We start from the raw sequence: 25,163 nt of genomic DNA, 5'->3' as shown, positions 1-25,163 counted from the left end.
CATTGACTGCAACGTGTTCTAATCCGCGCGTCGGCTAGGTAGGGTGACGCCATGACCGACTCCAGCATCACCGAATACGACACCCTCTTCATCGGCGGCAAGTGGACCGCCCCGTCCACTGACCAGGTCATCGAGGTGCGCTGTCCGGCCACCGGCGAATACGTCGGCAAGGTGCCGCTGGCAGCCAAGGCCGATGTGGACGCCGCCGTGGCGGCCGCGCGCGCGGCCTTCGACTCCGGGCCATGGCCATCGACGCCGCCGGCCGAGCGGGCCGCCGTCATCGCCGCGGCGATCAAGCTGATGGAGGAGCGCAAGGAGCAGTTCACCTCGCTGTTGGCCGCCGAGACCGGCCAGCCGGCGATGGGTGTCGAGACCATGCACTGGCTGAGCTCAATCGGGGCACTGAACTTCTTCGCCGGCCCCGCCGTCGACGAGGTCAGTTGGGAAGAGGTCCGCACCGGCGCATACGGCCAGACGATCGTGCGCCGGGAGCCGCTGGGAGTGGTCGGCGCGATCGTGGCCTGGAATGTGCCGCTGTTCCTGGCGGTCAACAAGCTGGGGCCGGCGCTGCTGGCCGGCTGCACGGTGGTGCTCAAGCCGGCCGCCGAGACGCCGTTGAGCGCCAACCTGTTGGCGCAGGCGTTCGCCGATGCGGGCTTGCCGGACGGGGTGCTGTCGGTGGTGCCGGGCGGGGTGGAGACCGGCCAAGCGCTGACCTCCAACGCCGACGTGGACGTCTTCTCCTTCACCGGCAGCTCGGCCGTCGGCAAGGAGATCGGCAAGCGCGCCGCGGAGATGCTCAAGCCGTGCACCCTGGAGCTCGGCGGCAAGTCGGCGGCCATCGTGCTCGAGGATGTCGACCTGGCCTCGGCGGTCCCGATGCTGGTGTTCTCCGGGATCATGAACACCGGCCAGGCCTGCGTGGCCCAGACCCGCATCCTGGCGCCGCGCTCGCGTTACGAGGAGATCGTGGAGGCGGTCAAGAACTTCGTCACCGCCATGCCGGTCGGCGTGCCCAGTGACCCGGCCGCCCAGGTCGGCGCGCTGATCAGCGAGAAGCAGCGCGAGCGGGTCGAGGGCTACATCAAAAAGGGCATCGAGGAGGGCGCCCGGCTGGTGTGCGGCGGCGGGCGTCCCGAGGGTCTGGACGGCGGCTTCTTCGTGCAGCCGACCGTGTTCGCCGACGTGGATAACTCCATGACCATCGCCCAGGAGGAGATCTTCGGGCCGGTGCTGTCGATCATCGCCTACGACACCGAGGACGACGCGGTCAAGATCGCCAACGACTCGGTGTACGGGTTGGCCGGCAGTGTGTGGACCGCCGATGTTCCGCGCGGGATCGAGATCGCCAAGAAGATCCGCACCGGAACCTACGCGATCAACTGGTATGCGTTCGACCCCTGCTGCCCGTTCGGCGGCTACAAGAACTCCGGCATCGGCCGGGAGAACGGCAAAGAGGGCGTCGAGCACTTCACCCAGCAGAAGAGCGTGCTGATGCCGATGGGTTACACACTGGAGAGCTGAGCGCTTTGCCGTTGACGCAACGGTAAGCCCATATACTTCGCGTTCGTGGGCAGACTGCTTTGGTTTGCACCCTGGGCCGTGTACTGGGTGCTGGTGGGAAATACACCGCTGCTGATCGCGGCGGTGGTGGCGCTGGCCCTAGCGGTGGCCGTGGTGGTTATCGGCCGCGAGCCCTCGGCACGGTTCGTGGGGACCGGAGCCATCGCGACGTTCGCGGTGCTGGCAGCGCCACCGCTGGCGTTGGGCTGCGCGCAGCGGTGGGTGCTGCCGCTGAGTTTCGCCGGCCTGCTCGCGACGTTGCTCGCCGGCACGATGCTGGGCAGATGCGTGGTGGCGGCCGTCGCAAAGGTCGATCTGCCCGCGGCGGTGGAGCAAAGCGAACTGTTCGCGCCGGTCGTGAACCGGTTGACCGGGATCTGGCTGGGTGCGCTGGCAGTGATGTCGGTGTCGGCGGTGATCCCGGCGATCCTGCGGACCGACGCCGGTGCGCCGCTGTCCTACCTGTGCTCCTGGGTGGTGCCGTTCGGGATCCTGGCCGCCGCCGCGATCGCCTCCCGTATCCTGGGCGACCGGATGACCGCCGGCTTCGGCGACGCGGTGCGCAAGACCAGCTTCGTCGCGTTCGTCGACATGGAGATCGATCAGCTCTATTACCTGGCCCAAGAACACGCCAACCGGGAAGTCGGCCCAGGCCAGGAGGCCTACAACGTCACCGTCGGCGCGAAGGGAACAGCGTTGGTGGGCGATGACACCCGGGTATCGTGGCCGTCCACCTACAAGGTGCGGCAACGGCGCAGCTGAGCCGCTTCACGGCGCCCCTTCAACGCAGGCGGCTGCCGACGCTGCGAGAGATTCTCCCCAGGTGCGGGGAACAGCCGTAGCTCACCCGTTGAGCTGACGGCGCCGGTACTGGATGCAGCGCCCGACTTCGGCGCGGTAGTGGTCCTCGTCGAACCCACCGGCGGCGTAGAGCCGCGACCCCAGCCGGCCGCGCAGCTCATCAAGGTTCACGTCGGTGGTGGCGTTGGCCAGTACCCAGTCGACGGCGGCTTCGCTGCCCTGGGCTCGGCAGATCCGGTCGGCCTGCCGGCCGGCGGCGCCCTTGTGGAAGCGGGCGAAGCCGGCCTTGCTCCACGACCGGATCTCCCGGGCCTCCAGGTCGAGAAGTTCACGCAGCACCGACGCCGGACCGTCCGCCACGGTCTTGAACGGTGCGGCGTCGGCGAAGGTCAATGCCCCGTCGGGACGCCGGATCCGTTCGATATCCGGTTCCACCATCACCGCGCCGCGGCCCTTGGCCAGCTCGTGGGCCCACCGGACGACCGTGTAGCCGTGGTCGGGCAGTCGGTATTTGCCAGTGTGGGTGTCCACGCTGCGGACTCTAGAACGCCTCCTCGGGCAGATCCATCACCGCCAGGTCGTTGTTTTCGACGATGCGCCGTTCCGCACTGAGTCGGGGCAGCACATTACTGGCGAAAAACCCTGCCGCGGTAACTTTTCCACGGTAGAAGTTCCGGTCACCATCGTCAGGCTCGCCATTCAGCGCACCCAGCGCGATCTCGGCTTGGCGCAGCAGCAGCCAGCCGATCACCAGGTCACCGACGGCCAGCAGGAACCGCACCGACTCCAAACCCACCCGGTAGAGCTCGCGGGAATCCTGCTGCGAACCGAGCAGATAGCCGGTCATGGCGGTGGCCATCGCCCGCACGTCGTCGAGGGCGCCGGCCAGCAGTTTGCGGGAGTCGGCCAACTCGGCGCGGGCATCACCGCTGTCGAGGAACGCATCGATCTGGGCGATCAGGTGCCCCAACGCCACGCCGCGGTCACGGGCAATCTTGCGGAAGAAGAAATCCTGCGCCTGGATGGCGGTGGTGCCCTCGTAGAGGCTGTCGATCTTGGCGTCGCGGATGTACTGCTCGATCGGATAGTCCTGCAGGAAGCCGGATCCGCCGAAGGTCTGCAGCGCATCGGTCAGGTACTGATAGGCCCGTTCCGAACCGACGCCCTTGACGATCGGCAGCAGCAGATCGTTGACCCGCTCGGCCATCTCGGCGTCGGCTCCCGACACCTGCAGGGCAACCTGTGGGTTCTGGTGGGCTGCGGTGTAGAGGTACAGCGCCCGCATCCCTTCGGCGTAGACCTTCTGCATCATCAGGGCACGGCGCACATCCGGGTGGTGGAGGATCGTCACCCGCGGCGCGGTCTTGTCCGTCATCTGGGTCATGTCGGCACCCTGGATGCGGGTCTTAGCGTACTCGAGTGCGTTGAGGTAGCCGGTGGACAGTGTAGCAATGGCCTTGGTGCCCACCATCATTCGCGCGTATTCGATGACATGGAACATCTGCGCGATACCGTTGCGGGCATCACCGACCAGCCAGCCCTTCGCCGGAACGCCGTGCTGGCCGAAGGTCAGTTCGCAGGTCGTCGAAACCTTCAGTCCCATCTTGTGTTCCAGTCCGGTGACGAAGACCCCGTTGCGCTCACCGGGCTCACCGGTCTCGGGGTCCGGCAGGTACTTGGGCACCAGAAACAGGCTGAGCCCCTTGGTTCCCGGCCCGGCGCCCTCGGGGCGGGCCAGCGTCATGTGCATGATGTTCTCGAACAGGTCGTCACTGTCGCCGTTGGTGATGAACCGCTTGACGCCGTCGATGTGCCAGCTGCCGTCGGGCTGCTCGATCGCCTTGGTACGACCCGCCCCCACATCAGAGCCAGCATCCGGCTCGGTTAACACCATGGTGGCGCCCCAGTTCCGCTCGATCGCCATGGCTGCCCAGTGCCGCTGCTGTTCGTTGCCCAGGTCGTAGAGGATGTTGGCGAAGACGGGGCCGGCCATGAACATGAACACGGCGGGATTTGCGCCGAGCACCAATTCGTTGATGGCCCACGACACCATCGCCGGCGCCGGCACACCGCCGACCTCCTCGGTCAGGCCGATGCGGAACCACTCGCCTTCCTGCCAGGCCCGCAGTGACGCCTTGAACGGCTCGGGCAGCGTCACGGTGTGGTTGGCCGGGTCGAACACCGGTGGGTGGCGGTCACTGTCGGCGAACGATTCGGCCACCGGCCCTTCGGCGAGCCGGGCGGCCTCGGCCAGCATCTGGCGCACGGTGTCGCCGTCGAGGTCGCCGAAGGCGCCCCCAGCCAGGCACTGCTCTAACCCCAGCAGCTCGAACAGATTGAATTCCAGGTCGCGGACATTGCTCTTGTAATGACCCATGGATCCAGCATGCGCCACAACCCGCGGCGACTTCCGGAGTTTGCGCATCCCGGCCGGTGGCCGGTCTCAGCTGTCGAGAACCTGCGCCACCCGATCCTCGACATCACCAAGACCACTCAGATCGATGCCGAATCGCTCGGTCAGTGCCGCACAGACCTGCGCGGCGTCATCGAAGCGCACCCGTTCGGTGCCGCCACGAGCATGGACGGCCAGGTTGCGCCCGCGCAGGTTGCATCGGGCGTCATCGGTCACCACCGCCGCAGTGAGCCCGACGACGAAGTTCGACTCCGGATAGGTCGACACATACCAACTGCCCACCTGCATGTCGATCAGTGGTCGCGGCTGCAGGCCGAAGGTGTACAGCGGGCGCCAGGCCTCGCCGATCAGCGACTCCAACACATATCCAGCGCGGTACCGCCGCAGCCGGAACGGCTCATGCGGCGTGGGCTGCACCGCGTCGGCGACCAGCCGGATCGGTGCGGTCAGGGTCTGTCCGCCGAAGCCGACGTCAACCAGGTACGGCTCGTCGCTGCCCGGGATGCGCACCGCCAGCGCCTGATGGGTCTGCGGGTGCGGCGGACCATCCAATCCGTCCGGGCTCATCCACACCACCCGCGCGGCCAGCCGGTCGACGGCGAACCCGAGTTCGCGCAGCACAGCGTGCATCAGGTTGTTGTGCTCGTAGCAGTAGCCGCCGCGGCGCCGCGCCACCAGCTTGGCAGTCAGCGCCGGCACGCTCAGATCGATCACCGGCACACCGGTGAGTGGGTCGAGATTCTCGAACGGGATGTGGCGGACATGCGCGGCCACCAGGGCGGCCAACGTCTCATAGGTGGGTTCGGTACCGCCGCGGTAGTGCACACGGTCGAAGTACGCCGTCAGGTCGATGCCCGAACCCCCTCAGCTGCCGGTGGAGTCGTCGCCGATGCTATCGACCACCGGCGTCGGGGCGGTAGCATGAGCAAAACTAGAACACGTTTCAAAGGGGCCGTGGTGGACACACCGGACAACGACTGGTCGGAGGACGTGCCCAGGCCCATCACCAAGTGGGACCCGGGCCTGACCGAACGGGTGATGGGTTTGCTGCGTCCGCTGATCAAGGGCTACCACCGGGCCGAGGTGCGCGGCCTGGATTCCTTCCCCAACGGCGGCGCCCTGGTGGTGTCGAACCATTCCGGCGGCCTGTTCGCGATGGACGTCCCGGTCTTCGCCACCGGCTTCTACGACAAGTTCGGCTACGAACGCCCGGTCTACACGTTGAGCCACGACCTGATCTTCACCGGCTTCACCGCCGACTTCTTCCGCAAGACCGGGTTCATCCCGGCCAACCACGACAACGCCGACGAGGCACTGCGCTCCGGTGGCGTGGTGGTGGTCTTCCCGGGCGGTGACTACGACGTCTACCGGCCGACGTTAGAAGAGAACAAGATCGACTTCGGCGGCCGCAAAGGCTACATCCGTGCCGCACTCAACGCCGGCGTGCCGATCGTGCCGACCGTGGGAATCGGCGGCCAGGAAAGCCAGTTCTACCTGTCGCGCGGCACCGGGCTGGCCAAGGCCCTGCGGTTGGACAAACTGATGCGCGTCAAGATTCTGCCGATCTCGTTCGGCTTCCCGTTCGGCCTGTCGGCGGTGTTGCCGGTCAATCTGCCGCTGCCCACCAAGATCGTCATGCAGGTGTGCGAGCCGATCGACGTCGTCGCCGAATTCGGCGAGGACCCCGATATCGACGTCGTCGACGCGCATGTGCGCGCCGTCATGCAAGACGCCCTGGACAAGCTGGCGCGCGAGCGGCGCCTGCCGATCCTGGGCTGAGCGCGATGACGCTGTTCGACTCGCTCAATCGGGCCGGCTCGATGCTGGCGACGTTCACCCGGGCCGGTCTGCTGACGCCGCTGCGACCCGACAAATACCTGCGGATCGCCGCCGCCGCGGCCCGCGAGGGCGGCACCACCACCACCGGGATCGCCATGGCGGCGCAACGGTGCGGGGAACGCACCGCGATCATCGACGAACGCGGCACCTGTACCTATACCCAGCTCGACCGCCGCTGCGACGCGCTGGCCGCTGCCCTGCAGCACCTGCCCGGCCGGACGCCGCGGGCAATCGCCCTGATGTGCCGCAACCACCGCGGCTTCATCGAGGCGCTGGCCGCCGCCAACCGGGTCGGCGCCGACGTCTTGCTGCTCAACACCAGCTTCGCCGGGCCGGCGCTGGCCGAGGTCGTGGCCCGCGAAGACGTCGACCTGATCTTCTACGACGAGGAGTTCACCGCGGCGGTGGATCTGGCCGTGCCGGCCGGTTCCGGGTGCACACGGGTGGTGAGCTGGACCGACGGGGAGAGCGCCGGTCTGACGATGGACGACCTGATCGACGCCAACGCCGGGCGGCGGCCGACGAAACCGACCCGGTCCGGTGCGCTGGTGATGCTCACCTCCGGAACGACCGGCACACCGAAGGGTGCGCGTCGCTCCGGGCGGGGCGGCGGCGGCATCGCTGATCTTGCGGCCATATTCGACCGAATCCCTTGGCACACCGAGGAAACCGTGGTCATCGCCGCACCGATGTTCCACGCCTGGGGGTTCTCCCAGCTGGCGCTGGCGTTGACGATGGCCTGCACCATCGCCACCCGGCGCAAGTTCGATCCGGAGGCCACCCTGGCACTCGTGGAGGACAATGATGCGACCGGCTTGTGCGTCGTACCGGTCATGTTCGACCGGATCATGGCGTTGCCCGATGAGGTCCGCGCCGAATACCCCTGCACGTCACTGCGGTTCGCAACCGCGTCCGGGTCCCGGATGCGCCCGGAGGTGGTGACGGCGTTCATGGACGCCTTCGGCGACGTGGTTTACAACAACTACAACGCGACCGAGGCCGGCATGATCGCGCTGGCGACCCCGCAAGACCTGCGCTATGCCCCCGACACCGCCGGCCGTCCGGCGCCGGGCACCGAGGTCCGGATCCTCGACGCCGATTTGGCCGACGTGGCAGTCGGAGTTACCGGGCAGATCTTCGTGCGCAACTCCTCGCAGTTCGACGGCTACACCAGCGGTGACTCCAAACAGTTCCATGACGGTTTCATGGCCTCCGGCGACGTGGGTTATTTCGACGACACTGGACGGCTTTTCGTGGTCGGCCGTGATGACGAGATGATCGTCTCCGGCGGCGAGAACGTCTACCCGATCGAGACGGAGAAGGCGCTGACCACCCATGCCGCCGTCGCCGAGGCCGCTGTGATCGGTGTCGACGATGCCGACTACGGGCAGCGCCTGGTGGCCTTCGTCGTGTTGGAGCCCGGCGCGGTGGCCACTCCCGACGAGTTGAAGCAGCATGTGCGCGACAACTTGGCCGGCTATAAGGTGCCCCGCGCGATCACAGTCCTGGAAGCGTTGCCGCGCAACAACACCGGCAAGGTGTTGCGCCGCGAGTTGCAGGCGATGGTCGATCTCTAGGCGGGCGCCATCGCGGTCTCGACCGGCGTCAGCGGCTCGGAAATCCCTGCGGCACGGCGAATCGCGATGAACTCCTCGACCATGGCGCTGGTCACCTCGTGCGGATCCTCGACGGTGGCGCCGTCGGTCAGGACCGAGATGTTGAGCTGATCCACATAGCTCCACACGGTGATGTTCAAGCCGCTGCCGGCGGTCAACGGCCCGACCGAGTAGATCTCGGTGACCAGCGCACCACCCACCCGGCCGCGTTCCCGCGGACCCGGGACATTGGAGATGTTGAGGTTGAGCACCTTGTTCTGGCCGTCCTTGCCGGACAGCCACCGGAACAGCGACTCCGCCGGTGCCGGCGGGAGGTACGCCGACCACCGGCTGACCAACTCCGGTCCGACCAGGTGGTGAGCCTCCTTGGCCAGATCGGCTGCCTCCCGGGCTTTTTCCACCCGCACCAGCACGTCCTCGACGTCGACCGGCAACGCCACCAGCACCCCGGAGAAGCGGTTACCGGAGATCCGGTCCGGGGAGAAATCGAAGCTCATCGGCACCGATGCCAGCAGCGGATGGTCCGCCTTGCCGTCGTAGCGCAGCAGCAGCGTCCGTAACGCCCCGGCCGAGATGGCCAGCACCAGGTCGTTGATCGTCGCCCCCAAGTGCTTGCTGGTCGCCTTGATGTCGGCCAGCGCCAGTGTCGCGGTGGCGAACCGGCGTTGCGGGGTGAGCATGTGGTTGATGAAGCTCGGTGGCGGTGTGAACGGCCGGGTCAGTTCCGCGGAGAGTTTTCGGGTACTGCGCCGGACCCGCCCGACGCCGGCAGCGGTGTAACTGATCGTCGCCGGAATCTTGCCCAGCTGCCGCAGGTGGTCGCGGAACGCCGATCGCACCAGTTGGCCCCGGGTAGGGGCCGGATCGGTTTCGTAGGAATCCCGTTCGAACTGCGGACCGGTCAGCAGATCCATGCCGCGGGCCATCAGATTCGCCGAGGCTATCCCGTCGGCCAGGGCGTGGTGGATCTTGCCGACCACCGCAATCCGGTTGTCGGCCAAGCCCTCGATGAAGTACATCTCCCACAGCGGGCGGCTACGGTCCAGGGGCGTACTGGCGATCTGCCCGATGGCCTCGTCGAGTTCGCGGCGACCGCCCGGCGCTGGCAGCGAATACGGCCGGATGTGGTAGGTCAGGTCGACTTCGCAGTTCTCCCGCCACATCGGGTGGTGAAATTTGCCCGGAATGTCCACCAGTTGGTAGCGGAACGGGTCCAGCTTGTAGAGCCGGCCGTGAATCACCCGGCGGAAAGCCTCGACATCGAACCCGCGCCGGTCGGCGTCGAGCTCGATGACCGCCACCTTGAGGGTGTGCATGTGCACGTTCGGTGTCTCGCTGTAGAGCAGCACCGCGTCCCACCCGCTGAGTCGCTTCACCGTCCGACCATCCCCATGCAGGGACCTTACCCCGCCCCGGGGTTCAGATGACCTGTTTGCTGCCGATCGTGGTGCGGTCCCGGTGAATCTGGTTGAGGAATAACCCGATTGCGGTGCTCACCGCACCGGTGCGGGCGCCGTCGGTCATGTCGAAACCGTGCCCTGCGCCGGGTAGCTCGAGGTATCCGACCTTGGAGTGTGACACCGCCCGCAACCGATCGGCGAAGACCCGGGCCTGCGCTACCGGGATCACGGTGTCGGCACTGCCGTGCACCACCAGGAACGGGGGCGCCTCGCGATGCACCCGCGCGATCGGTGAGGCCTTGCGGTAGAGGTCGCGGTGCCGCCGGATCGACTTGCCGACCACCACGCGTTCCAGGAAGTCGACGAACGCCACCCGTTCGGGCGTGGACCGATCCTGCCAGTCGTAGCGGCCGTAGATACCGACCACGGCGTCCACTGAGGTGTCAGCGCCGTCGGGGAGTTGGTCGCCGAACTCCCGATCGCCGACCGCGCTGCCGGTCAGCCCGGCCAGGGCGGCCAGATGCCCGCCTGCCGAGGAGCCCGCCACCGCAATGAAGTTGCGATCCCCGCCGAACTTGTCAACGTTGGCGTGCGCCCAGGCGATCGCGGTCTTGACGTCGATGATGTGGCGCGGCCAGCGGTTGTGCGGTGCGACCCGATAGTCGATGGACAGGCAGACCCAGCCCTGCTCGGCCAGGTGCGACAGCAACGCGTAGCCCTGCAGCATCCGGCTGCCGTGCACCCAGGCGCCGCCGGGCACGTAGATCAGCACCGGAGCGGGGGTCGTCGGCAGCTGCCGGGGCGCCCACACGTCGAGCACCTGGGCCGGGTCACTGCCATACCGCACGCCGGAGCGGTGAATGTGGCGCCGATGCTGCCAGGCCTTCCACACCGGCGGAGCCTGCTCCGGTTGCGGCCATTCGATGTCGAGGTCGGCGCCGGTGACGACGCCGCGCAAGGCGGCTTCGGACACCGCCTGGGTCTGCTCGCGGTCGCGCTTGCGGGCGGTGGCGGCCCCCGGCGTCAGCCACGACTTGGCCGCGCTGGAGAAGAACTCCGGCATGTGGCGGGTGCCCCACACTCCCATCGCGGTCATCCCGCCCAGGGGTTCCAGCCGCTTGCCGACCACCGGCAGGGAAGCTGAAGCGACACTGAATGCCAGCAGGTAGTCCGCGGGGCGGGCGCGCTTCAGCCAGCGCAGGCGGCCGGTCAGGTTCCAGCCGGTCTCCCGGGTCTGCGGTGCTGCAGTCATTGGGGGAGAGTACCGCGCTGACGCGAGAGTAAACGGCAATCGGGTGGGTTGTCGGCCGCAAGCGTCGGCCACCGGCAATACTGAGCCGATGGTAAGCAGTGCGTTCCACCCAGATCTGCGCAGAGCGGCCCGATTCCTCCCGCGTGGCGGAATCGGGCCCCGGACCCTGCCCGTGCTGCGCGCGCTCACCGGCATGCAGGGCCGCCGCACGCCCAGCGGCATCGAGGTGCTGGCCCTGCCGTCGGGCGGCAACGTCCGGATCTTTCGGCCCCGCAGCGGTGCGGCTGAGCCCGCTCCGGCGCTGCTGTGGATTCATGGCGGTGGCTACGTGCTGGGCCAAGCCGCCCAGGATGACCGGCTCTGCCGCCGGTTCAGCGACGAGCTCGGCATCACCGTGGCGTCGGTGGACTACCGGCTGGCACCCCAGCACCCCTACCCCGCCGGATTGGAGGACTGCTGGGCAGGGCTGACCCTGCTGGCCGGGCTGCCCGAGGTCGATCCGGCGCGGGTGGCGATCGGCGGGGCCAGCGCGGGTGGCGGGCTGGCCGCCGCCCTGGCGCAGCTCGCGGTCGACCGCGGCGAGATCCAACCGGTGCTGCAGCTGCTGGTTTACCCGATGCTCGACGATCGCAGCGCTTCGTTGCCGGCCCATCCGGGCTACCGGTTGTGGAGCCCGCGGAGCAACCTGTTCGGCTGGACGTCCTATCTGGGCGGCGCGGACCCGCAGGTCGCGGTGCCGGCTCGGCGGGCCGATCTGAGCGGGCTGGCGCCGGCCTGGATCGGGGTGGGCACCCTGGATCTGTTCCACGACGAGGATCTGGCCTACGCGGACCGGCTTCGGCAGGCGGGTGTGCCGTGCGAGGTCGAAACCATCCCGGGGGCGTTCCATGGTTTCGATCTGCTGCTGACCAAGGCGCCGGTGTCGCGGTCGTTCTTCGCCAGCCAGTGCGCGAGCCTGCGAAACGCCTTCGCCCGGGAAGGCTGATTGGCGGTGCCAGGTCCTGAGGAGCTGCGCGCGCTGCGCGGTGCGGTCGCCGAGTTGATGGCCAAGGCCGACGGCGACTGTTGGGACGACCTGGCCGCGATGGGTCTGCTCGGACTGCTGGTTCCCGAGGAGTACGGCGGCGCCGGAGCCGGACCGGTCGAAGTGGGCGTGGTGGCCGAGGAACTCGGCCGAGTACTGTTCGCCGGACCGTACTTGTCGACGGCCGTGCTCGCGGTGAACCTCCTTGCCGCCCTAGGGGATTCAGCGGAGTGCGACGCGGTGTTGCCAGCGATCGCTGCCGGGACGAAACGGGTTGCGGTCGCGTTCGCCGAGGGTCACTCGACCCGCCCGCCCGCTGAACCGGCGACCTCGGCCCGCGGAGACGGCGCACCCCTGGTGACCGGTGCGAAGCGGTTCGTGCTCGATGCCGACTCCGCCGACCTGCTCTACGTGCTCGCCGCCGCCGACACCGGGCCGGGTGTGTTCGCCGTCGATCCCGCCGGACCGGGCGTCACCGTGGAACCGGTGACGACGGTCGATGCGTCCCGCCGGCTCTGCGCCGTCCGGTTCACCGATGCCCCGGCCACTGCGGTCGGTACGCCGGGCCGCGGCGTCGAGGCCGTGACCGTGGCGCTGGACCGCTCCGCGGTGGCGCTGCTCGGCGAGCAGGCCGGTGCGGCCCGGCGCGCGATGGAGATGGCCCGTGACTACGCCAAGACGCGCTATCAGTTCGGCCGGGCCATCGGCAGCTTCCAGGCCGTCAAGCACATGTGCGCCGACATGCTGTTGGAGGCCGAGTCCACGGTGTCGGCCGCACGTCACGTCGCCGCGGCCGCCGCCGACGGCTCAGTGGGCTGGCTCGCCGACCTCGCGCTGGCGCAGGCCTACTGCTCGGACGCATTCGTGTTCGTGGGCGCCACCAACATTCAGGTGCACGGCGGTATCGGGTTCACCTGGGAACACCCCGCCCACCGGTACCTGCGCCGCGCGCGCGGCGATGCCCACCTGTTCGGCAGCCCGTCTTGGCACCGCGAGCGCTACCTGCACGAGATCGGGGCATGAGATGACCGACATCGACGACGACGCGCTGCGCGCTGAGGTCCGCAACTGGCTGGCGGCCAACTGGTCGCCGGACATCGACCGTGCGAGATTCGCGCAAGCCGTGTTCGAGGCCGGTTGGACGGCGCCATCCTGGGCGACGGGATGCTACGGCCGCGGCCTCACTGACCGCCAATCCCGGTTGGTGGCAGCGGAATTCGCAGCCGCCGGGGCGCCGGGCACCGGACACGACCGAGCCGATCTGTTCGCCTGCACCATCCACGACTGCGGCTCCGAAGAACAGAAGCGCAGGCTGCTGCCCCCGGCGTTACGCGGGGAGAGCAAGTGGTGCCTGCTCTACAGCGAACCCGGCGCCGGATCGGATCTGGCCGGCCTGCGCACCCGCGCCGAACGCGATGGTGACGACTGGATCATCAACGGCCAGAAGGTATGGACATCGTTCGCGACCACCGCCGACTACGGGATGCTGGTGGCGCGCACCGACCCCGACGTTCCCAAGCACAACGGCATCACGTTCTTCATGCTGCCGATGCGTCAGCCCGGCGTGGAAATCCGCCCGATCCATCAGATCACCGGCGAATCGGAGTTCAACGAGGTGTTCTTGACCGACGCCCGGGTGCCGGACGCGAACCGGATCGGCGAGCCGGGCGCCGGCTGGTCGGTGCTGCAGGTCGCGTTGGGCTACGAGCGTCGGCTGATGGGCGATGTCGCCCGCACCACCCGCGGCCGCCGGGAGAAGTCCGGCGACTTGGTCGAATTGGCCCGCGACGCCGGCTGTCTCGGCGACTCCCACATTCGCCAGCAGGTCGCCCGCGCGCACGCGCTGTCCACGGTGAACCGGTGGAACACCCAGCGGGCCAAGGCCAGCACCGACCGCGCGGAGGCCGCGGCCCTGCTGGCGCTCGGCAAGATCGCGATGTCGAGGATTCTGCACGAGACGGCCCGGGTGGCCACCGAGGTCGTCGGCGCCGAAGCGATGCTGGCCGGCCCGGAGAATCCGGTCGGTGACGCGGTGACGTTCCGGGCGCTCAACGCCTACTTCACCTCCATCGGAGGCGGCACCGATCAGATTCAGCGCAACATCATCGGTGAGCGGGTGCTCGGCTTACCCAAGGAGCCCGATCCTTACCGGGATGCCCCGTTCCGCGACCTGCCGCACTAGAACTGCAGGGCGGCGAAACGCCAGTCCAGCACCTGGCGATCCGGCTCGCCCGCGTCGCCGACGGCATAAACCAGCGACCGCAGCTCCAGCACGTTGTCGGCGGCCGACTCCACGTGCAGTTCGCTGTAGAGGGTGTCGCCTTCGTGGACCGGCCCGGTGTGATCGCACGACCGCCAGCCCAGCACCGTGACCAGATTCGGCAGCAACCGGCAGGCCTGCGCCAACGCCAGCCCGATGGTGTGTCCGCCGTAGACCAGGCGCCGGCCTGCTACCCGCGAATCATGGTGAGTAGCAGCGATATTGAGGGTCAGGCGGGCCAACTCGGCGGCCGATGTCACGACGTCGCCGGTGCTGGACAGCACCTGCCCGGCCAAGCCGGGATCGAAGTGCGGCCCCGGCACCCGCTGCCGGAACTCCTCGGCGTCCCAGTGCGCGGTGACATCCGTCGGCGCCGCGAGTCCGGCGCCGATGGTGGACAGATCGTCGTGGTGGCCGGTGTCGGCTGCATGGGGCGACAGCGGCAGCATCGCGCAGCGGTAGAAGTCGAGCACCAGCCGGTCGGCCTGGTCGATGGTGGTCACCCGCAGTGCCACCAGCCCGGTAGGCTCCCGGCCGGGCTTGGGTGAATTCTGTTTGAGGCCCACGACTTCGGTCCGGGTGAACAAGGTGTCGCCGATCACCGGGAAGTGAAAAAACGCCAGGCCCCGGTAGAACAGGTTGGCCTTGACGCGTCGGGTGGCCAGCGTGGACTGCCCGATCGCGACGTCGCACACCAGACCGGGGTGAGCCAGCGGCATCGGCGCCCCGGTCACCACGTGGGACAGCTGGGCGTCCAGCGGCAGCCGCAGCCGGTCCCCGAGGATCGCCTGATGCAGCGCCGCGGCCCCCGCCGTCAGCGTCATCGCCGGCGCCGCGTCGAACACCTGGCCGACATGGAGTTCGTCGAAGTAGGGCCCGCTGGTCATCTGGAAATCCTGACATACGGTGAACCGATGACGTCCTCACTGACCGACGAAGAGTCGATCCTGGTCGAGACCGTGCGCCAGTTCGTCGATCGGGAGGTGAAGCCGTCGGTCCGCGATGTCGAGCATGCCAACGCCTACCCGGAGGCCTGGATCGAGCAGATGAAGCACCTCGGCATCTACGGGCTGGCGGTGCCGGAGGAGTACGGCGGCACACCCGTGTCGATGCCGTGCTACGTACTGATCACCAGCGAGCTGGCGCGCGGCTGGATGAGCTTGGCCGGAGCGATGGGCGGGCACACCGTCGTCGCCAAACTGCTGACCCTGTTCGGGTCCGACGAGCAGAAGCGCCGTTACCTGCCGGCCATGGCCACCGGGCAGTTACGGGCCACCATGGCACTGACCGAGCCGGGCGGCGGCAGCGACCTGCAGAACATGACGACCACCGCTGTACCGTCTCCGGCCACCCCGGACGCCCTGGTGATCAACGGGGCCAAAACCTGGATTTCCAATGCCCGCTACTCGGGGCTGATCGCGCTGCTGGCCAAAACCGATCCGAAGGCCACCCCGCGGCATAGCGGGATCTCGGTGGTGTTGGTGGACAACCCGATTGACGGGCTGGCGATCTCGCGGGACCTGCCCAAGTTGGGCTACAAGGGCGTGGAGAGCTGTGAACTGAGCTTCGACGACTGCCGGGTGCCGGCCACCGCAGTACTCGGCGGTGTTCCCGGGCGCGGTTTCGCGCAGATGATGAAGGGCCTGGAGACCGGCCGCATTCAGGTGGCGGCGCGGGCGCTGGGGGTGGCCACCGCCGCGCTAGAGGATGCGCTGGCCTACGCCCAACAGCGCGAGAGTTTCGGTCAGCCGATCTGGAAACATCAAAGCGTCGGCAATTACCTGGCCGACATGGCCACTAAGCTCACCGCCGCCCGCCAGCTCACCCGGTACGCCGCCGAGCGCTACGACAGCGGCCAGCGCTGCGACATGGAAGCCGGCATGGCCAAGCTGTTCGCCTCCGAGACCGCCATGGAGATCGCGCTCAACGCGGTGCGGATCCACGGCGGCTACGGGTATTCCACCGAGTACGACGTCGAACGCTACTTCCGGGATGCACCACTGATGATCGTGGGCGAGGGCACCAACGAGATTCAGCGCAATGTGATCGCTGCGCAACTGGTGGCCCGCGGCGGGATCTAGCCACCCAACGAGAATCACCCCGCACGATTGCGCGGGGTGATTCTCTTGCGCTGTTCGGACTACTACGGGAGGACCCCGCCAGGGGTGCCGGCCTGTCCGGCGTCACCGGCGTCCGGTCCGGTGCCCGCGGCACCACCGGCACCCGCGGTGCCACCGGTGCTGCCGGTACCCGGGGTGTCACCGGCGCCGCCGTTGAGGCCGTCGGGCCCGAGGTGCGGGGTGATGACGTCGCCGCCGTTACCGCCGTTACCGCCGTTGCCGCCGGTGGTGGCGCCGGCGCCACCGGCGCCCCCGTCACCGCCGGCTCCGCCGTGGACGTTGTCGATCGGGCCCGAGGAGGAGTCACCGGAGGTGGTCTGCCAGTCCGGGTCGCCCCAGCGGATGTTGCTGCCGTCGCCGCCGTTACCGCCGGCACCGCCGTCGCCACCAACGCCGCCGCTGCCGTCGGCGTTCGCCAGGCCTGCCCCGCCGGCACCACCGTTACCGCCATTGCCGCCGTGCGCACCGCCCGCGTTCGGGTCGCTACCGCCGTTGCCGCCGTTGCCGCCGGCACCGCCAGTGGCACCAGAGCCGCCGGCGCCACCCACACCACCGGTTCCGGCCGAGCCCTGCGGACCCATGGTGCCGGAGCCGCCCGGGCCCTCAACGGAGGCGTGCTCGGTCACGTCGGCCAGGTCGCCGCCGTCACCGCCGTTACCGCCGGCACCGCCGTCACCGATCTGGCCGTCGTTGCCGTTGGCCGCACCCTGACCGGCCGCGCCGCCGTTGCCGCCGGCACCGCCCGACCCGCCGTTACCCGGAACGTTGTACAGGCCGTGCACGGAGTCGGTGTCGGTGTGGATCCCGACGCTGCCGCGGCCGCCGTTGCCGCCGTCAGAACCGGCACCGCCGTTACCACCGTTGCCGCCGTTGCCGGCGTCGCCGCCGCCATTACCACCGGCACCGCCGGTGCCACCGACGGCGCCGTTGCCGCCGCTGGTCGCCGGAATGGCGGGTTCAACGGTGCCGCCGCCAGCCGCCGTCGATCCGTTGACGCCGTTGCGTCCGTCGGTCGCCGCCGATGCGTCGCCGCCGTTGCCGCCGTTGCCGCCGTCGCCGTCGACGCCGTGGGCGCCTGCGGTGGCTCCGCTGCCGCCGGCCGCACCGCCGGCAGCGGCCGCACCACCGTCGCCGCCGGCGCCACCATCGCCGCCGTTGACGCCGTCCGCGCCGACGCCGTTGACCGCGACGCCGTTGGCACCCGCGCCACCGTCGCCGCCGAGGCCGCCGTTGCCGCCGGCGCCTCCGTTGCCGTTGCTACCCGCAGAACCATTGCCGGCACCACCGGTGCCGGCGGCGCCGCCGGCACCGCCCTTGCCGCCGACCGCGCCGTTACCACCGTTGCCGCCGGCCACGCCGTTTCCAGAACCGCCGTTGGCGAAGGTGCCGGACGCCCCGTCAACGCCGTTACCACCGCTACCACCAGCAGCGCCGGTACCGCCGTCGCCACCGTTACCGCCGAAGCCCGTGGCGCCACCGCTTTCGCCACCAGCACCGCCGTCACCACCCGCGCCGCCGATTCCGCCGTTCGCACCGTCGGGGTTGCCGCTCGTTCCACCAGCACCGTCAGTTCCGGCGGCACCGCTACCACCGTTTCCACCGTTGCCGCCATTGCCGTCGACACCGTTGGCGCCCACGGTGGCCCCGCTGCCGCCGGCCGCACCGCCGGCACCGGCCGAACCGCCGTTGCCGCCCGCGCCACCATTGCCGCCGTTACCGCCGGCAGCGCCGAGGCCCGCCGCCGCGATGCCCTCACTACCGGCACCACCGTCGCCGCCGCGGCCGCCGTTGCCGCCAACACCGCCGTTGCCGTCGGCACCGGCCGAGCCGTTAGCCGAACCGCCCACACCGGCGGCACCACCGGCGCCGCCCTTACCACCGGCGGCACCGTTGCCGCCGCTACCGCCCGTGGCACCGTCGCCAGAGCCGTTGCCCGCGAAGGTGCCCGCGGCACCGGCTGCGCCGTTACCGCCGTGGCCACCGGCACCGCCGACACCGCCGGCACCACCGTTGCCACCGATCCCGACGAAGGACGAACCGTCGCCACCGGCACCGCCGTTACCGGCGTTGCCACCGGCGACACCGTTGGTGCCATTACCGTCGGCGCCCGTGGTGCCGTTGGTGCCGGTCCAGCCGGCGCCGCCGGCTCCACCGTTGCCGCCGTTGCCCCAGGCGCCCATGCCGAAGAAGTCCTGGGCCTGACCCGAGCTACCACCGTTGCCGCCGTCACCGGCGTCCAGCGTCGCGGTGCCGTTGCCGCCGGCGCCACCGTCGCCGCCGTTGCCCCACATCTCGCCGCCATGACCGCCGTTGCCGCCGTCAGCGCCCAGGCCACCGGCACCGCCGTCGCCACCGTTGCCGATACCACCGGCGTGCCCACCGTTACCGCCGGCCACACCCTCGATGTTCGATGACCAGCCGCTGCCGCCGTCGCCGAACCACAGGCCACCGGCTTGACCGTTGACGCTCTCGGCAGTGCCGTCGGCGCCGTTGCAGATCATCCCGCAGAAGCCCTCGGTGAACGGCGCAAAGATCTGGTTGATGACGCCGTTGACGCTCGAGCCGAAGTCAGAATTGATCCAGTCCTGCAGCATGCCGTGCAGCGGCAGGTAGAAGGTGTCCTGCCACATCTGGGCGAAGTCAGCGTCGAACAGTCCACCGTCGGCAGCGCCCGGGACGCCCCACGCGGTGGCGTCGAACAGGTCAAAGCCCGAGGTGGTGTTGCTGTCGCCCAGGCCGAAGAAGTCCCAGAACGCGTCCACGCCTAAGTCGTCGGCCTGCGCTGCCGGTGCGGCCGCCAGGGGAGCCATGCCGAACGCCAAGAACGCCCCGACCGAGGCGGCCGCCCCGATGGCGCGGTCACGCCGCCGCGACCGCTTCCCGAAAGTCCCGTTATCCCGCCGCGTCTGTGCCATCCCTGGCGTTCCCTTCTTTTAAGCCGTGCCAAGTCTGGCGCGTGCCTTAACAGTTCCTGAGCCCCCGTCGACGGCTGCTGACATTAGCGCCAATTTGGTCAAATGTCCATTTCAGAGAACCGCTGTGTGCCAGAAGGGCCGAGCCACCGGGTTCGCGTTCTGAGGGCCACGGAAAGCGCCTCGCGGCGGCGACGGCGGCACCGCGCCTGGCGTCGGCGCCGGGCCACAAGGCGCTTTTGTGGGCCGCCAAGCCGTCCGGCCCTACCGGCGGGATACTGCCCGATGGACCATCAAAGGGTGAGCACCTATTCCTGGGCCGTGATCGGCGCGGGCCCGGCCGGCATCGCCGCGGTGGGCCGCCTACTCGACCATGGCATCCCTGGCCCTGAAATCACCTGGATAGATCCGGAGTTCGGCGCCGGCGATCTCGGCGCCAAATGGCGGGCTGTCCCGAGCAACACCCAAGTCGGACTGTTTCTGGATTACCTGAACGCCTCTGCGTCCTTTGGCTTCGGGCAGGCGCCCCGATTCGAGCTGAGCACCATCGATCCGGAGCAGACCTGCCCCCTGCGCGTGGTCGCCGACCCCCTGGTGTGGGTCTCCCGCCAACTGTGCGACCAGGTCACACCCGTACGAACGACCGCCAAGGAGCTCTGGTTAGCCGACCGCCACTGGACGGTGCACACCGACCACGGGGAGATCGCCGCGAAGAACGTGATCCTTGCGGTCGGGTCGGTTCCCAAGAAGCTCAGCTACCCCGGGCTTGAAGAGATTCCGATCGAAACAGCCCTCGATCCCGCCAAACTCGAGCGGGTCGCCCTCGACGGCGCGCGCGTCGCGGTGTTCGGCTCGTCTCACTCAGCGATGATCGCCCTGCCGAATCTGCTCAGCACCCCGGTGCAGCGGGTAACCAACTTCTATCGGAGTCCGCTCAAATACGCGGTCTACCTACAGGATTGGATATTGTTCGACGACACCGGCCTCAAAGGGCAGGCTGCCCGGTGGGCCCGCGAAAACATCGATGGGACCTACCCGCAGCGCCTGGACAGGTGCCTGGTGACCGGTCCCGAGTTCGGCGAACGCCTCCAGCAGTGCAGCCACGTCGTCTACACAGTCGGATTCGAGCGCAGACGGCTTCCGCTGACGCCGCAATGGGGGCCGCTGAATTACGATGCCAGCAACGGAATTCTGGCGCCCGGGCTGTTCGGGATCGGCATCGCCTTCCCCGAATACCGGACCAACCCGTTGGGCTCCGGCGAGTATCGAGTCGGGTTGTACAAGTTCATGCAGTTGCTCGACGACGCCTTGCCGCTGTGGCTGCGCTACAGCACCTAGCGCCGGTCTAGGAGGCGGCGGTGCTCGCGATGTAGCTGAGGAAGTCTCGGACCGCGCCGGCGGGCGGTGTGCGTCCGCCCACCCAGATGGCACGCAGTTCACGGCGCAGATCCAGCTCGGGTGCCGCGAGGCGTGTGAGCCGCCCGACGGCGAGGTCGTCAGCGACGGCCAGCCGGCTCATCACCGCCGGCCCCGCGCCCGCCAGGACCGCACTGCGCACCGCGGCCGCCGAAGACAGCTCCAACAGGGGCGCGGCCAGCTCAGCGCCGTCCCCCAGTGCGGTGCGCAGCGCGGACTCGAGGAAATCACGGGTCCCCGAACCCGGTTCGCGGGTGACAAGGGGCGCCTGGGCGAGTTCGGCGGAACTCACGCCGGTGGCCCGGCGCGACCACTTGTGGTCGGGCCGCGCAATCACGACGAGCTCGTCACAACCGATGACGCGGCTGCGCAGGCCGGCAGGGGCACCCGGGCTTTCGATGAACCCGAGGTCGGCGGCGCCGTCGCGGACCCCCGCTATCACCTGTTCGCTGTTGGCGGCGGTGAGGATGACTTCGGGTGCTTCGCGACCGGCTCGGGCCGCCGTGGCCTGCATGGACACCAGCCACCGCGGCATGAGCTGTTCGGCGATCGTCAGGCTGGCCAGTACCTTCAACCGCTTGCGGCTTTCACTGCGCAGGGAGGCCAGCCCGACATCCACCTGGTGGGCAACATCCAAGAGCCGGTCTGCCCATTGCGCGACAACGACTCCGGCGGGCGTCAGCCGTGAGCCGCGTACGGTACGGATTGCCAGCTGCACCCCGGTCTGGGCTTCGATCGAGGTCAGCCGCGCGGACACCGCCTGCTGGGTCAATCCGAGTTCCCGTCCTGCGGCGCCGAGGCTGCCGGTCTTGGCGACTGCCAGCAGCACTTCGAAGGCCGACAGTTCGGGCATGCGGGAACTGAGCGCCATGAATCACCTAACCACAAACGCACGTTGCTGGCCCGCGGCCGGTCACAACGAGTACTTCGCCACCAGTCCGTTCTTGTACAGCTTGCCGGTGTCGGTGCGCGGCAGTTGCGCCTCGAAGGAGATCGAACGCGGACACTTGTAGTGCGCCAACCGTTCCCGCAGCCAAGCCGACAGCTCGTCCGCGAAGGCGTCAGTGGCATCGGCTGGGTCGACGGTCTGCACCACCGCTTTGACGCTCTGCCCCATCTCATCGTCGGGTATCCCGAACACCGCCGCGTCCATCACCTTCGGATGGGTGACCAACAGGTTCTCGGCTTCCTGCGGGTAGATGTTGACGCCGCCCGAGATGATCATGTGGTGGCGACGGTCGGTGAGGTACAGATACCCTTCCTCGTCGAGGTAGCCGACGTCGCCGACGGTGATCCAGCCATGGCTGTCGCGCGAATTGGCCGTCTTCTCCGGGTCGTTGAGGTATTCGAAGGCATTACCGCCCTCGAAGTAGATCTCCCCGGCCTCGCCGGCGGGCACCTCATTGCCGTTCTCGTCGAGGATGTGCACCGCCCCCAGCATCGGTTTGCCGACGGAGCCGGGATGAGCGAGCCAGTCCTCGGCGCTGATCAACGTCGAGCCGTGCGCTTCGGAGGAGGCATAGTATTCGTCGATGATCGGCCCCCACCAGTCGATCATCTGTTTCTTGATCTCGATCGGGCAGGGCGCCGCCGCGTGCATCACCCGCTGCAGGCTGGAAACGTCATACGAATCCCGTGTTTTCTCAGGGAGTTTGAGCATCCGGGTGAAGTGGGCGGGGACGAACTGGGCGTGGGTGACCCGGTAGCGCTGCACCGCGTCGAGGCACCCTTCCGGGTCGAATTTCTCCAGCACCACGGTGGTGATCCCAGCGGCCTGCGCGGTCATCGACCACACCGATGGGGCCGTGTGATACAGCGGCGCCGGGCTCAGATAGACCGAGTCGGGGGTCATCCAGACCGACACCAGCATCGTCATCAGGCCCGGCGCCTCGGCGGGCGGCAGGTGTGGCAGCGCACGTTTGATCCCCTTCGGCCGCCCGGTGGTCCCCGACGAGTACTGCAGCAGGTCACCCTCGATCTCGTCGTCGATCGGCGTAATGGGTTGATCGGCAACGCATTCCGGGTAACGCTGCCAGCCGTCGAGATCGTCATCGGCGATCAGCAGCAGGTCGGGGAGGCCATTCGGCAGGTGCTCCGCCAGGTCCTCGCAGGTCTGGCGTAGCGCCGCTGATCCGATGACGGCCTTGGCGGAGCTGTTGTCGATGATGTAGGCGGCCTCGGCCGCGGTCAGGTGGGTGTTGATCGGCACGTAGTACAGGCCGCTGCGCCGCGCCGCCCACATCACCGCATGGATGTGCTCGTTGTTCTCCATGAGAATCGCGACGGTGTCGCCCTCGACGAGTCCGGCGCGGCGGAAGAAGTGCGCCAACCGGTTGGCGCGGGCTTCGAGCTCGTCGAAGGTGATGACGGTGCCCGACGGATGCAAGATGATGGCCGGCTTGTCGGCACCGAGATGTTCCCGAATCTGCATGCGCAGACTGTACCGCCGACAAACTTGACGGGTGTCAAGTGGTGGGGTTCGGGGCGAGTTCGCTGATCATGAAGGCACCCTTGACGACCAGGGCGGCCGCGACCTCAGGGTCGGCACGGACGCGGTCGGGAAGATTTCCGGTCGAGAACAGCGTCGCGAACCCGTGCGATAGCGACCACCCTGCCGTGGCCAGCGCCAAGACATCGTCGTCGGTGATGTCCGCCTCGCGGGCATCGCGGTGTGCGGCCAGGCTTCTGCGCGCGTTGCCGTAGAGGACCTCGAACGCTGCATCACGGGCGGCGATGAGGTCGGTGTCGTCCGCGCGATGCAGATAGGGGCGAAACATCACCTCGAAGTGGCCCGGATGGGCCAGCGCAAACTGCACGTAAGCCCGGCCGCCATAAAGGAAGCCCTCCGGGCCGGCGTCCGTCGCCGGCGGACCGACGGTCTCGGCGAAGAGCCGGAATCCCTCGGCGGCAACCGCGGTGAACAGGCCGGACTTGTCCCCGAACTGGTAGGCCAGCGCGGCGTGCGAGACCCCGGCGCGACGGGCAATGCGCCGCATACTCACCGCGGCGACTCCCACCGTCTTCACTTCTTCGACCGCGCCGTCGATGGCCGCGCGCACCAGGTCCCCGTGGTGGTAGGGCCGCGATGTCCGCGTCATAGTCAGCAGCCTACCCAATCTGACCATTGATAAGTTCGGCCGACTCGCGGATACTTACCAGTGGTAAGACGTGAGGGGGTTGGATGGATGACTTCGACGTCGCGATCGTCGGCGCGCGCTGTGCCGGTGCCTCACTGGCAACGACGCTGGCCCGCAACGGGTTGCGGGTCTGCGTGCTCGACCGTGCGCATTTCCCCAGTGAGACGCCCTCGACCCACATCATTCAGCCCAGCGGCGTAGCGATCCTCGGTGACCTTGTCGGGCGCGAGGCCATCTTGGCCACCGGTGCCGTTCCGTTGCGCCGACTAACCCTGGTCAACGAGGACGTGCAGCTCGACGGCGATATCGATCCGCTGCGGTTTCCAGACCCCGGCCTGTGCGTGCGCCGGCTCACGCTCGACACGTTGCTCGTCGAAGCAGCCGCACGGGCAGGCGCAGATGTCCGCACCGGATGCCGGGCGACCGGTCTGGTGCGCGACGCCTCAGATCGGGTGATCGGAGTGGAGACCAACCGCGGAGCGGTGCCGGCCCGGCTAGTGGTGGGCGCCGACGGACGGCACTCGACCGTCGCCGAATTCGCCGGCGCGGACAAATATCTGGTGACGCGCCCGCGTCGGCTGGCCGCCTGGGCCTACTTTGCTGGGGCCGACCGACAGGGACGGCTGCGCCTCGCCCGGGTGGGCGAGCACGCGTTTCTGTCCGCTCCTGCCGACAACAACCTGTACATGGCCGCCGTCACAATCGACATCAGCCGTCGCAACCAGTTTCACGTCGACCGAGAGCAGCACTTTGCTGCCGGGCTGGCGCAGTGGCCGGAGCTGGCTGACCTGCTGTCCGGCACTGAACGAGTGGGGCCGATTCGCCTAATCGACAACTGGCACGGCTACTTTCGGCAGAGCGCCGGCCCAGGCTGGGCGCTCGTCGGTGATGCCGGTCATTTCAAGGATTTCACCCCCGGCCAGGGGATTTCCGATGCGCTGCGGCAGGCGCTCACCCTCGGCGAAACGATCAGCGCCGGCTTCGCCGGTGGCACCGATATGGACGCCCGGCTGGAGCAATGGTGGCGCTGGCGCGACCGTGACGCCTACGAGATGTACTGGCTGGCGCACGATATGGGCGCGCCGGGTGTACCGACGCCGCTGGTGACCCGAATGCTGCGCGGTATCGCCGCCAACCCGGCCGCAACCGCGCGTTTCCTTGAGGTGGTGAACCATGACCTCAGTCCCGCAAAGCTTTTCACTGTCGGTCGGCTGGCCAGGGCCGCGTTGGGTGCGTTGACCGAGCGCCCCGATCAGGCGGGTGCAACGCTTCGCGAGATCGCTTCCGCGATCAGAGACCAGGCCTACCGTGCGCGGCATCGGACTCCAGTCCGAACTGCGCGTTGAGAGCGTGGTCTACGTCGTCAAAGTGCTCGTCGTCATAGCGCAAACTGCCGAAGAGCGCTCCGAA

20 protein-coding genes are annotated in these 25,163 nt (G+C 68.5%); 10 read left to right on the top strand and 10 right to left on the bottom strand.

The features are described from left to right. Positions 1–51: 51 nt before the first annotated feature. Together AC5Y4Q_RS09195 and AC5Y4Q_RS09190 are read left to right on the top strand one after the other, a co-directional pair. Entirely contained in the window at positions 52–1,524 is a 1,473-nt protein-coding gene (locus AC5Y4Q_RS09195; protein WP_064920192.1) for an aldehyde dehydrogenase, read from the top strand. Positions 1,525–1,569: 45 nt separating this feature from the next. Next, complete coding sequence (locus AC5Y4Q_RS09190; protein WP_064920191.1) at positions 1,570–2,325, top strand: hypothetical protein; 756 nt, start codon at positions 1,570–1,572, stop codon at positions 2,323–2,325. Positions 2,326–2,406: 81 nt separating this feature from the next. Here the strand turns inward: AC5Y4Q_RS09190 and AC5Y4Q_RS09185 are convergent, their stop codons facing one another. The 3 genes from AC5Y4Q_RS09185 to AC5Y4Q_RS09175 all read right to left on the bottom strand — a co-directional run bounded on the left by AC5Y4Q_RS09185 (position 2,407) and on the right by AC5Y4Q_RS09175 (position 5,629). Beyond that, positions 2,407–2,895 carry a hypothetical protein gene (locus AC5Y4Q_RS09185; RefSeq protein ID WP_064920190.1) on the bottom strand — a complete coding sequence of 163 codons (489 nt, stop codon included), beginning with the start codon at positions 2,893–2,895 and terminating at the stop codon, positions 2,407–2,409. A 10-nt stretch (positions 2,896–2,905) separates the two neighbouring features. Then, the gene (locus AC5Y4Q_RS09180; protein WP_064920189.1) at positions 2,906–4,741 is read right to left on the bottom strand and encodes an acyl-CoA dehydrogenase; all 1,836 of its coding nucleotides are present in this window, start codon (positions 4,739–4,741) and stop codon (positions 2,906–2,908) included. 66 nt (positions 4,742–4,807) lie between these two features. Further along, positions 4,808–5,629, bottom strand: a complete 822-nt coding sequence (locus tag AC5Y4Q_RS09175) for an arylamine N-acetyltransferase family protein (RefSeq protein WP_064920188.1) — start codon at positions 5,627–5,629, stop codon at positions 4,808–4,810. A gap of 186 nt (positions 5,630–5,815) precedes the next feature. Here AC5Y4Q_RS09175 and AC5Y4Q_RS09170 point away from each other — a divergent pair, with 186 nt between their 5' ends. Both AC5Y4Q_RS09170 and fadD12 read left to right on the top strand, forming a co-directional pair. After that, positions 5,816–6,556, top strand: a complete 741-nt coding sequence (locus AC5Y4Q_RS09170; RefSeq protein WP_234786312.1) for a 1-acyl-sn-glycerol-3-phosphate acyltransferase — start codon at positions 5,816–5,818, stop codon at positions 6,554–6,556. 5 nt (positions 6,557–6,561) lie between these two features. Continuing rightward, positions 6,562–8,193, top strand: a complete 1,632-nt coding sequence (gene fadD12 / locus AC5Y4Q_RS09165) for an acyl-CoA ligase FadD12 (protein ID WP_125225538.1) — start codon at positions 6,562–6,564, stop codon at positions 8,191–8,193. Here fadD12 and AC5Y4Q_RS09160 read toward each other — a convergent pair. Together AC5Y4Q_RS09160 and AC5Y4Q_RS09155 are read right to left on the bottom strand one after the other, a co-directional pair. Further along, positions 8,190–9,608, bottom strand: coding sequence for a WS/DGAT/MGAT family O-acyltransferase (locus AC5Y4Q_RS09160; RefSeq protein ID WP_064920186.1), 1,419 nt, complete (start codon positions 9,606–9,608; stop codon positions 8,190–8,192). The two genes, fadD12 and AC5Y4Q_RS09160, sit on opposite strands and share 4 nt — an antisense overlap. A 43-nt stretch (positions 9,609–9,651) precedes the next feature. Next, complete coding sequence (locus AC5Y4Q_RS09155; protein ID WP_064920185.1) at positions 9,652–10,884, bottom strand: alpha/beta hydrolase; 1,233 nt, start codon at positions 10,882–10,884, stop codon at positions 9,652–9,654. A gap of 88 nt (positions 10,885–10,972) precedes the next feature. Between AC5Y4Q_RS09155 and AC5Y4Q_RS09150 the strand changes: the two genes are divergently transcribed. From AC5Y4Q_RS09150 to AC5Y4Q_RS09140, 3 genes are read left to right on the top strand one after another with little or no spacing between them, the layout of a single operon-like run. Continuing rightward, entirely contained in the window at positions 10,973–11,869 is an 897-nt protein-coding gene (locus tag AC5Y4Q_RS09150) for an alpha/beta hydrolase (RefSeq protein ID WP_064920184.1), read from the top strand. Positions 11,870–11,875: 6 nt separating this feature from the next. Next, positions 11,876–12,931, top strand: coding sequence for an acyl-CoA dehydrogenase family protein (locus tag AC5Y4Q_RS09145; protein WP_125225539.1), 1,056 nt, complete (start codon positions 11,876–11,878; stop codon positions 12,929–12,931). A 1-nt stretch (position 12,932) separates the two neighbouring features. Then, positions 12,933–14,090 carry an acyl-CoA dehydrogenase family protein gene (locus tag AC5Y4Q_RS09140; RefSeq protein WP_064922169.1) on the top strand — a complete coding sequence of 386 codons (1,158 nt, stop codon included), beginning with the start codon at positions 12,933–12,935 and terminating at the stop codon, positions 14,088–14,090. On the opposite strand, the gene AC5Y4Q_RS09135 is transcribed toward AC5Y4Q_RS09140, so the two are convergent. Next, entirely contained in the window at positions 14,087–15,055 is a 969-nt protein-coding gene (locus AC5Y4Q_RS09135; RefSeq protein ID WP_064922170.1) for a MaoC family dehydratase, read from the bottom strand. The two genes, AC5Y4Q_RS09140 and AC5Y4Q_RS09135, sit on opposite strands and share 4 nt — an antisense overlap. A gap of 27 nt (positions 15,056–15,082) precedes the next feature. Between AC5Y4Q_RS09135 and AC5Y4Q_RS09130 the strand changes: the two genes are divergently transcribed. After that, positions 15,083–16,249: an acyl-CoA dehydrogenase family protein gene (locus AC5Y4Q_RS09130; protein ID WP_064922175.1), complete on the top strand. Its 1,167-nt coding sequence runs from the start codon at positions 15,083–15,085 to the stop codon at positions 16,247–16,249. A gap of 62 nt (positions 16,250–16,311) precedes the next feature. Here AC5Y4Q_RS09130 and AC5Y4Q_RS09125 read toward each other — a convergent pair whose 3' ends face one another. Further along, positions 16,312–19,203 carry a PGRS repeat-containing protein gene (locus tag AC5Y4Q_RS09125; protein WP_185746679.1) on the bottom strand — a complete coding sequence of 964 codons (2,892 nt, stop codon included), beginning with the start codon at positions 19,201–19,203 and terminating at the stop codon, positions 16,312–16,314. A gap of 297 nt (positions 19,204–19,500) precedes the next feature. Here AC5Y4Q_RS09125 and AC5Y4Q_RS09120 point away from each other — a divergent pair, with 297 nt between their 5' ends. Further along, positions 19,501–20,538, top strand: a complete 1,038-nt coding sequence (locus tag AC5Y4Q_RS09120) for an FAD-dependent oxidoreductase (RefSeq protein WP_064922172.1) — start codon at positions 19,501–19,503, stop codon at positions 20,536–20,538. Between the two features lie 7 nt (positions 20,539–20,545). Here AC5Y4Q_RS09120 and AC5Y4Q_RS09115 read toward each other — a convergent pair whose 3' ends face one another. The 3 genes from AC5Y4Q_RS09115 to AC5Y4Q_RS09105 are packed head-to-tail and all read right to left on the bottom strand — an operon-like array spanning position 20,546 to position 23,714. Then, on the bottom strand, positions 20,546–21,487 hold the full coding sequence (locus tag AC5Y4Q_RS09115; protein WP_125225540.1) for a LysR family transcriptional regulator: 942 nt from the start codon (positions 21,485–21,487) through the stop codon (positions 20,546–20,548). A gap of 42 nt (positions 21,488–21,529) precedes the next feature. Beyond that, the gene (fadD4, locus tag AC5Y4Q_RS09110) at positions 21,530–23,047 is read right to left on the bottom strand and encodes a fatty-acid--CoA ligase FadD4 (RefSeq protein ID WP_065018842.1); all 1,518 of its coding nucleotides are present in this window, start codon (positions 23,045–23,047) and stop codon (positions 21,530–21,532) included. Positions 23,048–23,081: 34 nt separating this feature from the next. After that, positions 23,082–23,714 carry a TetR/AcrR family transcriptional regulator gene (locus AC5Y4Q_RS09105; protein WP_064921038.1) on the bottom strand — a complete coding sequence of 211 codons (633 nt, stop codon included), beginning with the start codon at positions 23,712–23,714 and terminating at the stop codon, positions 23,082–23,084. A gap of 83 nt (positions 23,715–23,797) precedes the next feature. On the opposite strand from AC5Y4Q_RS09105, the gene AC5Y4Q_RS09100 reads away from it, so the two are divergent. Then, complete coding sequence (locus tag AC5Y4Q_RS09100; RefSeq protein ID WP_125225541.1) at positions 23,798–25,099, top strand: NAD(P)/FAD-dependent oxidoreductase; 1,302 nt, start codon at positions 23,798–23,800, stop codon at positions 25,097–25,099. The last annotated feature ends 64 nt before the right edge of the window (positions 25,100–25,163 follow it).

The sequence above is a fragment of the Mycobacterium sp. NGS16 genome (assembly GCF_059813225.1).
This window is presented reverse-complemented; position numbering and strand designations above follow the sequence as displayed.

Coding starts and splice junctions, on each gene's coding strand:
- AC5Y4Q_RS09195 (WP_064920192.1), top strand. CDS start 52: ATGACCGACTCCAGCATCACCGAATACGACACCCTCTTCATCGGCGGC.
- AC5Y4Q_RS09180 (WP_064920189.1), bottom strand. CDS start 4,741: ATGGGTCATTACAAGAGCAATGTCCGCGACCTGGAATTCAATCTGTTC.
- AC5Y4Q_RS09170 (WP_234786312.1), top strand. CDS start 5,816: ATGGGTTTGCTGCGTCCGCTGATCAAGGGCTACCACCGGGCCGAGGTG.
- fadD12 (WP_125225538.1), top strand. CDS start 6,562: ATGACGCTGTTCGACTCGCTCAATCGGGCCGGCTCGATGCTGGCGACG.
- AC5Y4Q_RS09155 (WP_064920185.1), bottom strand. CDS start 10,884: ATGACTGCAGCACCGCAGACCCGGGAGACCGGCTGGAACCTGACCGGC.
- AC5Y4Q_RS09150 (WP_064920184.1), top strand. CDS start 10,973: ATGGTAAGCAGTGCGTTCCACCCAGATCTGCGCAGAGCGGCCCGATTC.
- AC5Y4Q_RS09140 (WP_064922169.1), top strand. CDS start 12,933: ATGACCGACATCGACGACGACGCGCTGCGCGCTGAGGTCCGCAACTGG.
- AC5Y4Q_RS09135 (WP_064922170.1), bottom strand. CDS start 15,055: ATGACCAGCGGGCCCTACTTCGACGAACTCCATGTCGGCCAGGTGTTC.
- AC5Y4Q_RS09130 (WP_064922175.1), top strand. CDS start 15,083: ATGACGTCCTCACTGACCGACGAAGAGTCGATCCTGGTCGAGACCGTG.
- AC5Y4Q_RS09125 (WP_185746679.1), bottom strand. CDS start 19,203: ATGGCACAGACGCGGCGGGATAACGGGACTTTCGGGAAGCGGTCGCGG.
- AC5Y4Q_RS09115 (WP_125225540.1), bottom strand. CDS start 21,487: ATGGCGCTCAGTTCCCGCATGCCCGAACTGTCGGCCTTCGAAGTGCTG.
- fadD4 (WP_065018842.1), bottom strand. CDS start 23,047: ATGCAGATTCGGGAACATCTCGGTGCCGACAAGCCGGCCATCATCTTG.
- AC5Y4Q_RS09105 (WP_064921038.1), bottom strand. CDS start 23,714: ATGACGCGGACATCGCGGCCCTACCACCACGGGGACCTGGTGCGCGCG.
- AC5Y4Q_RS09100 (WP_125225541.1), top strand. CDS start 23,798: ATGGATGACTTCGACGTCGCGATCGTCGGCGCGCGCTGTGCCGGTGCC.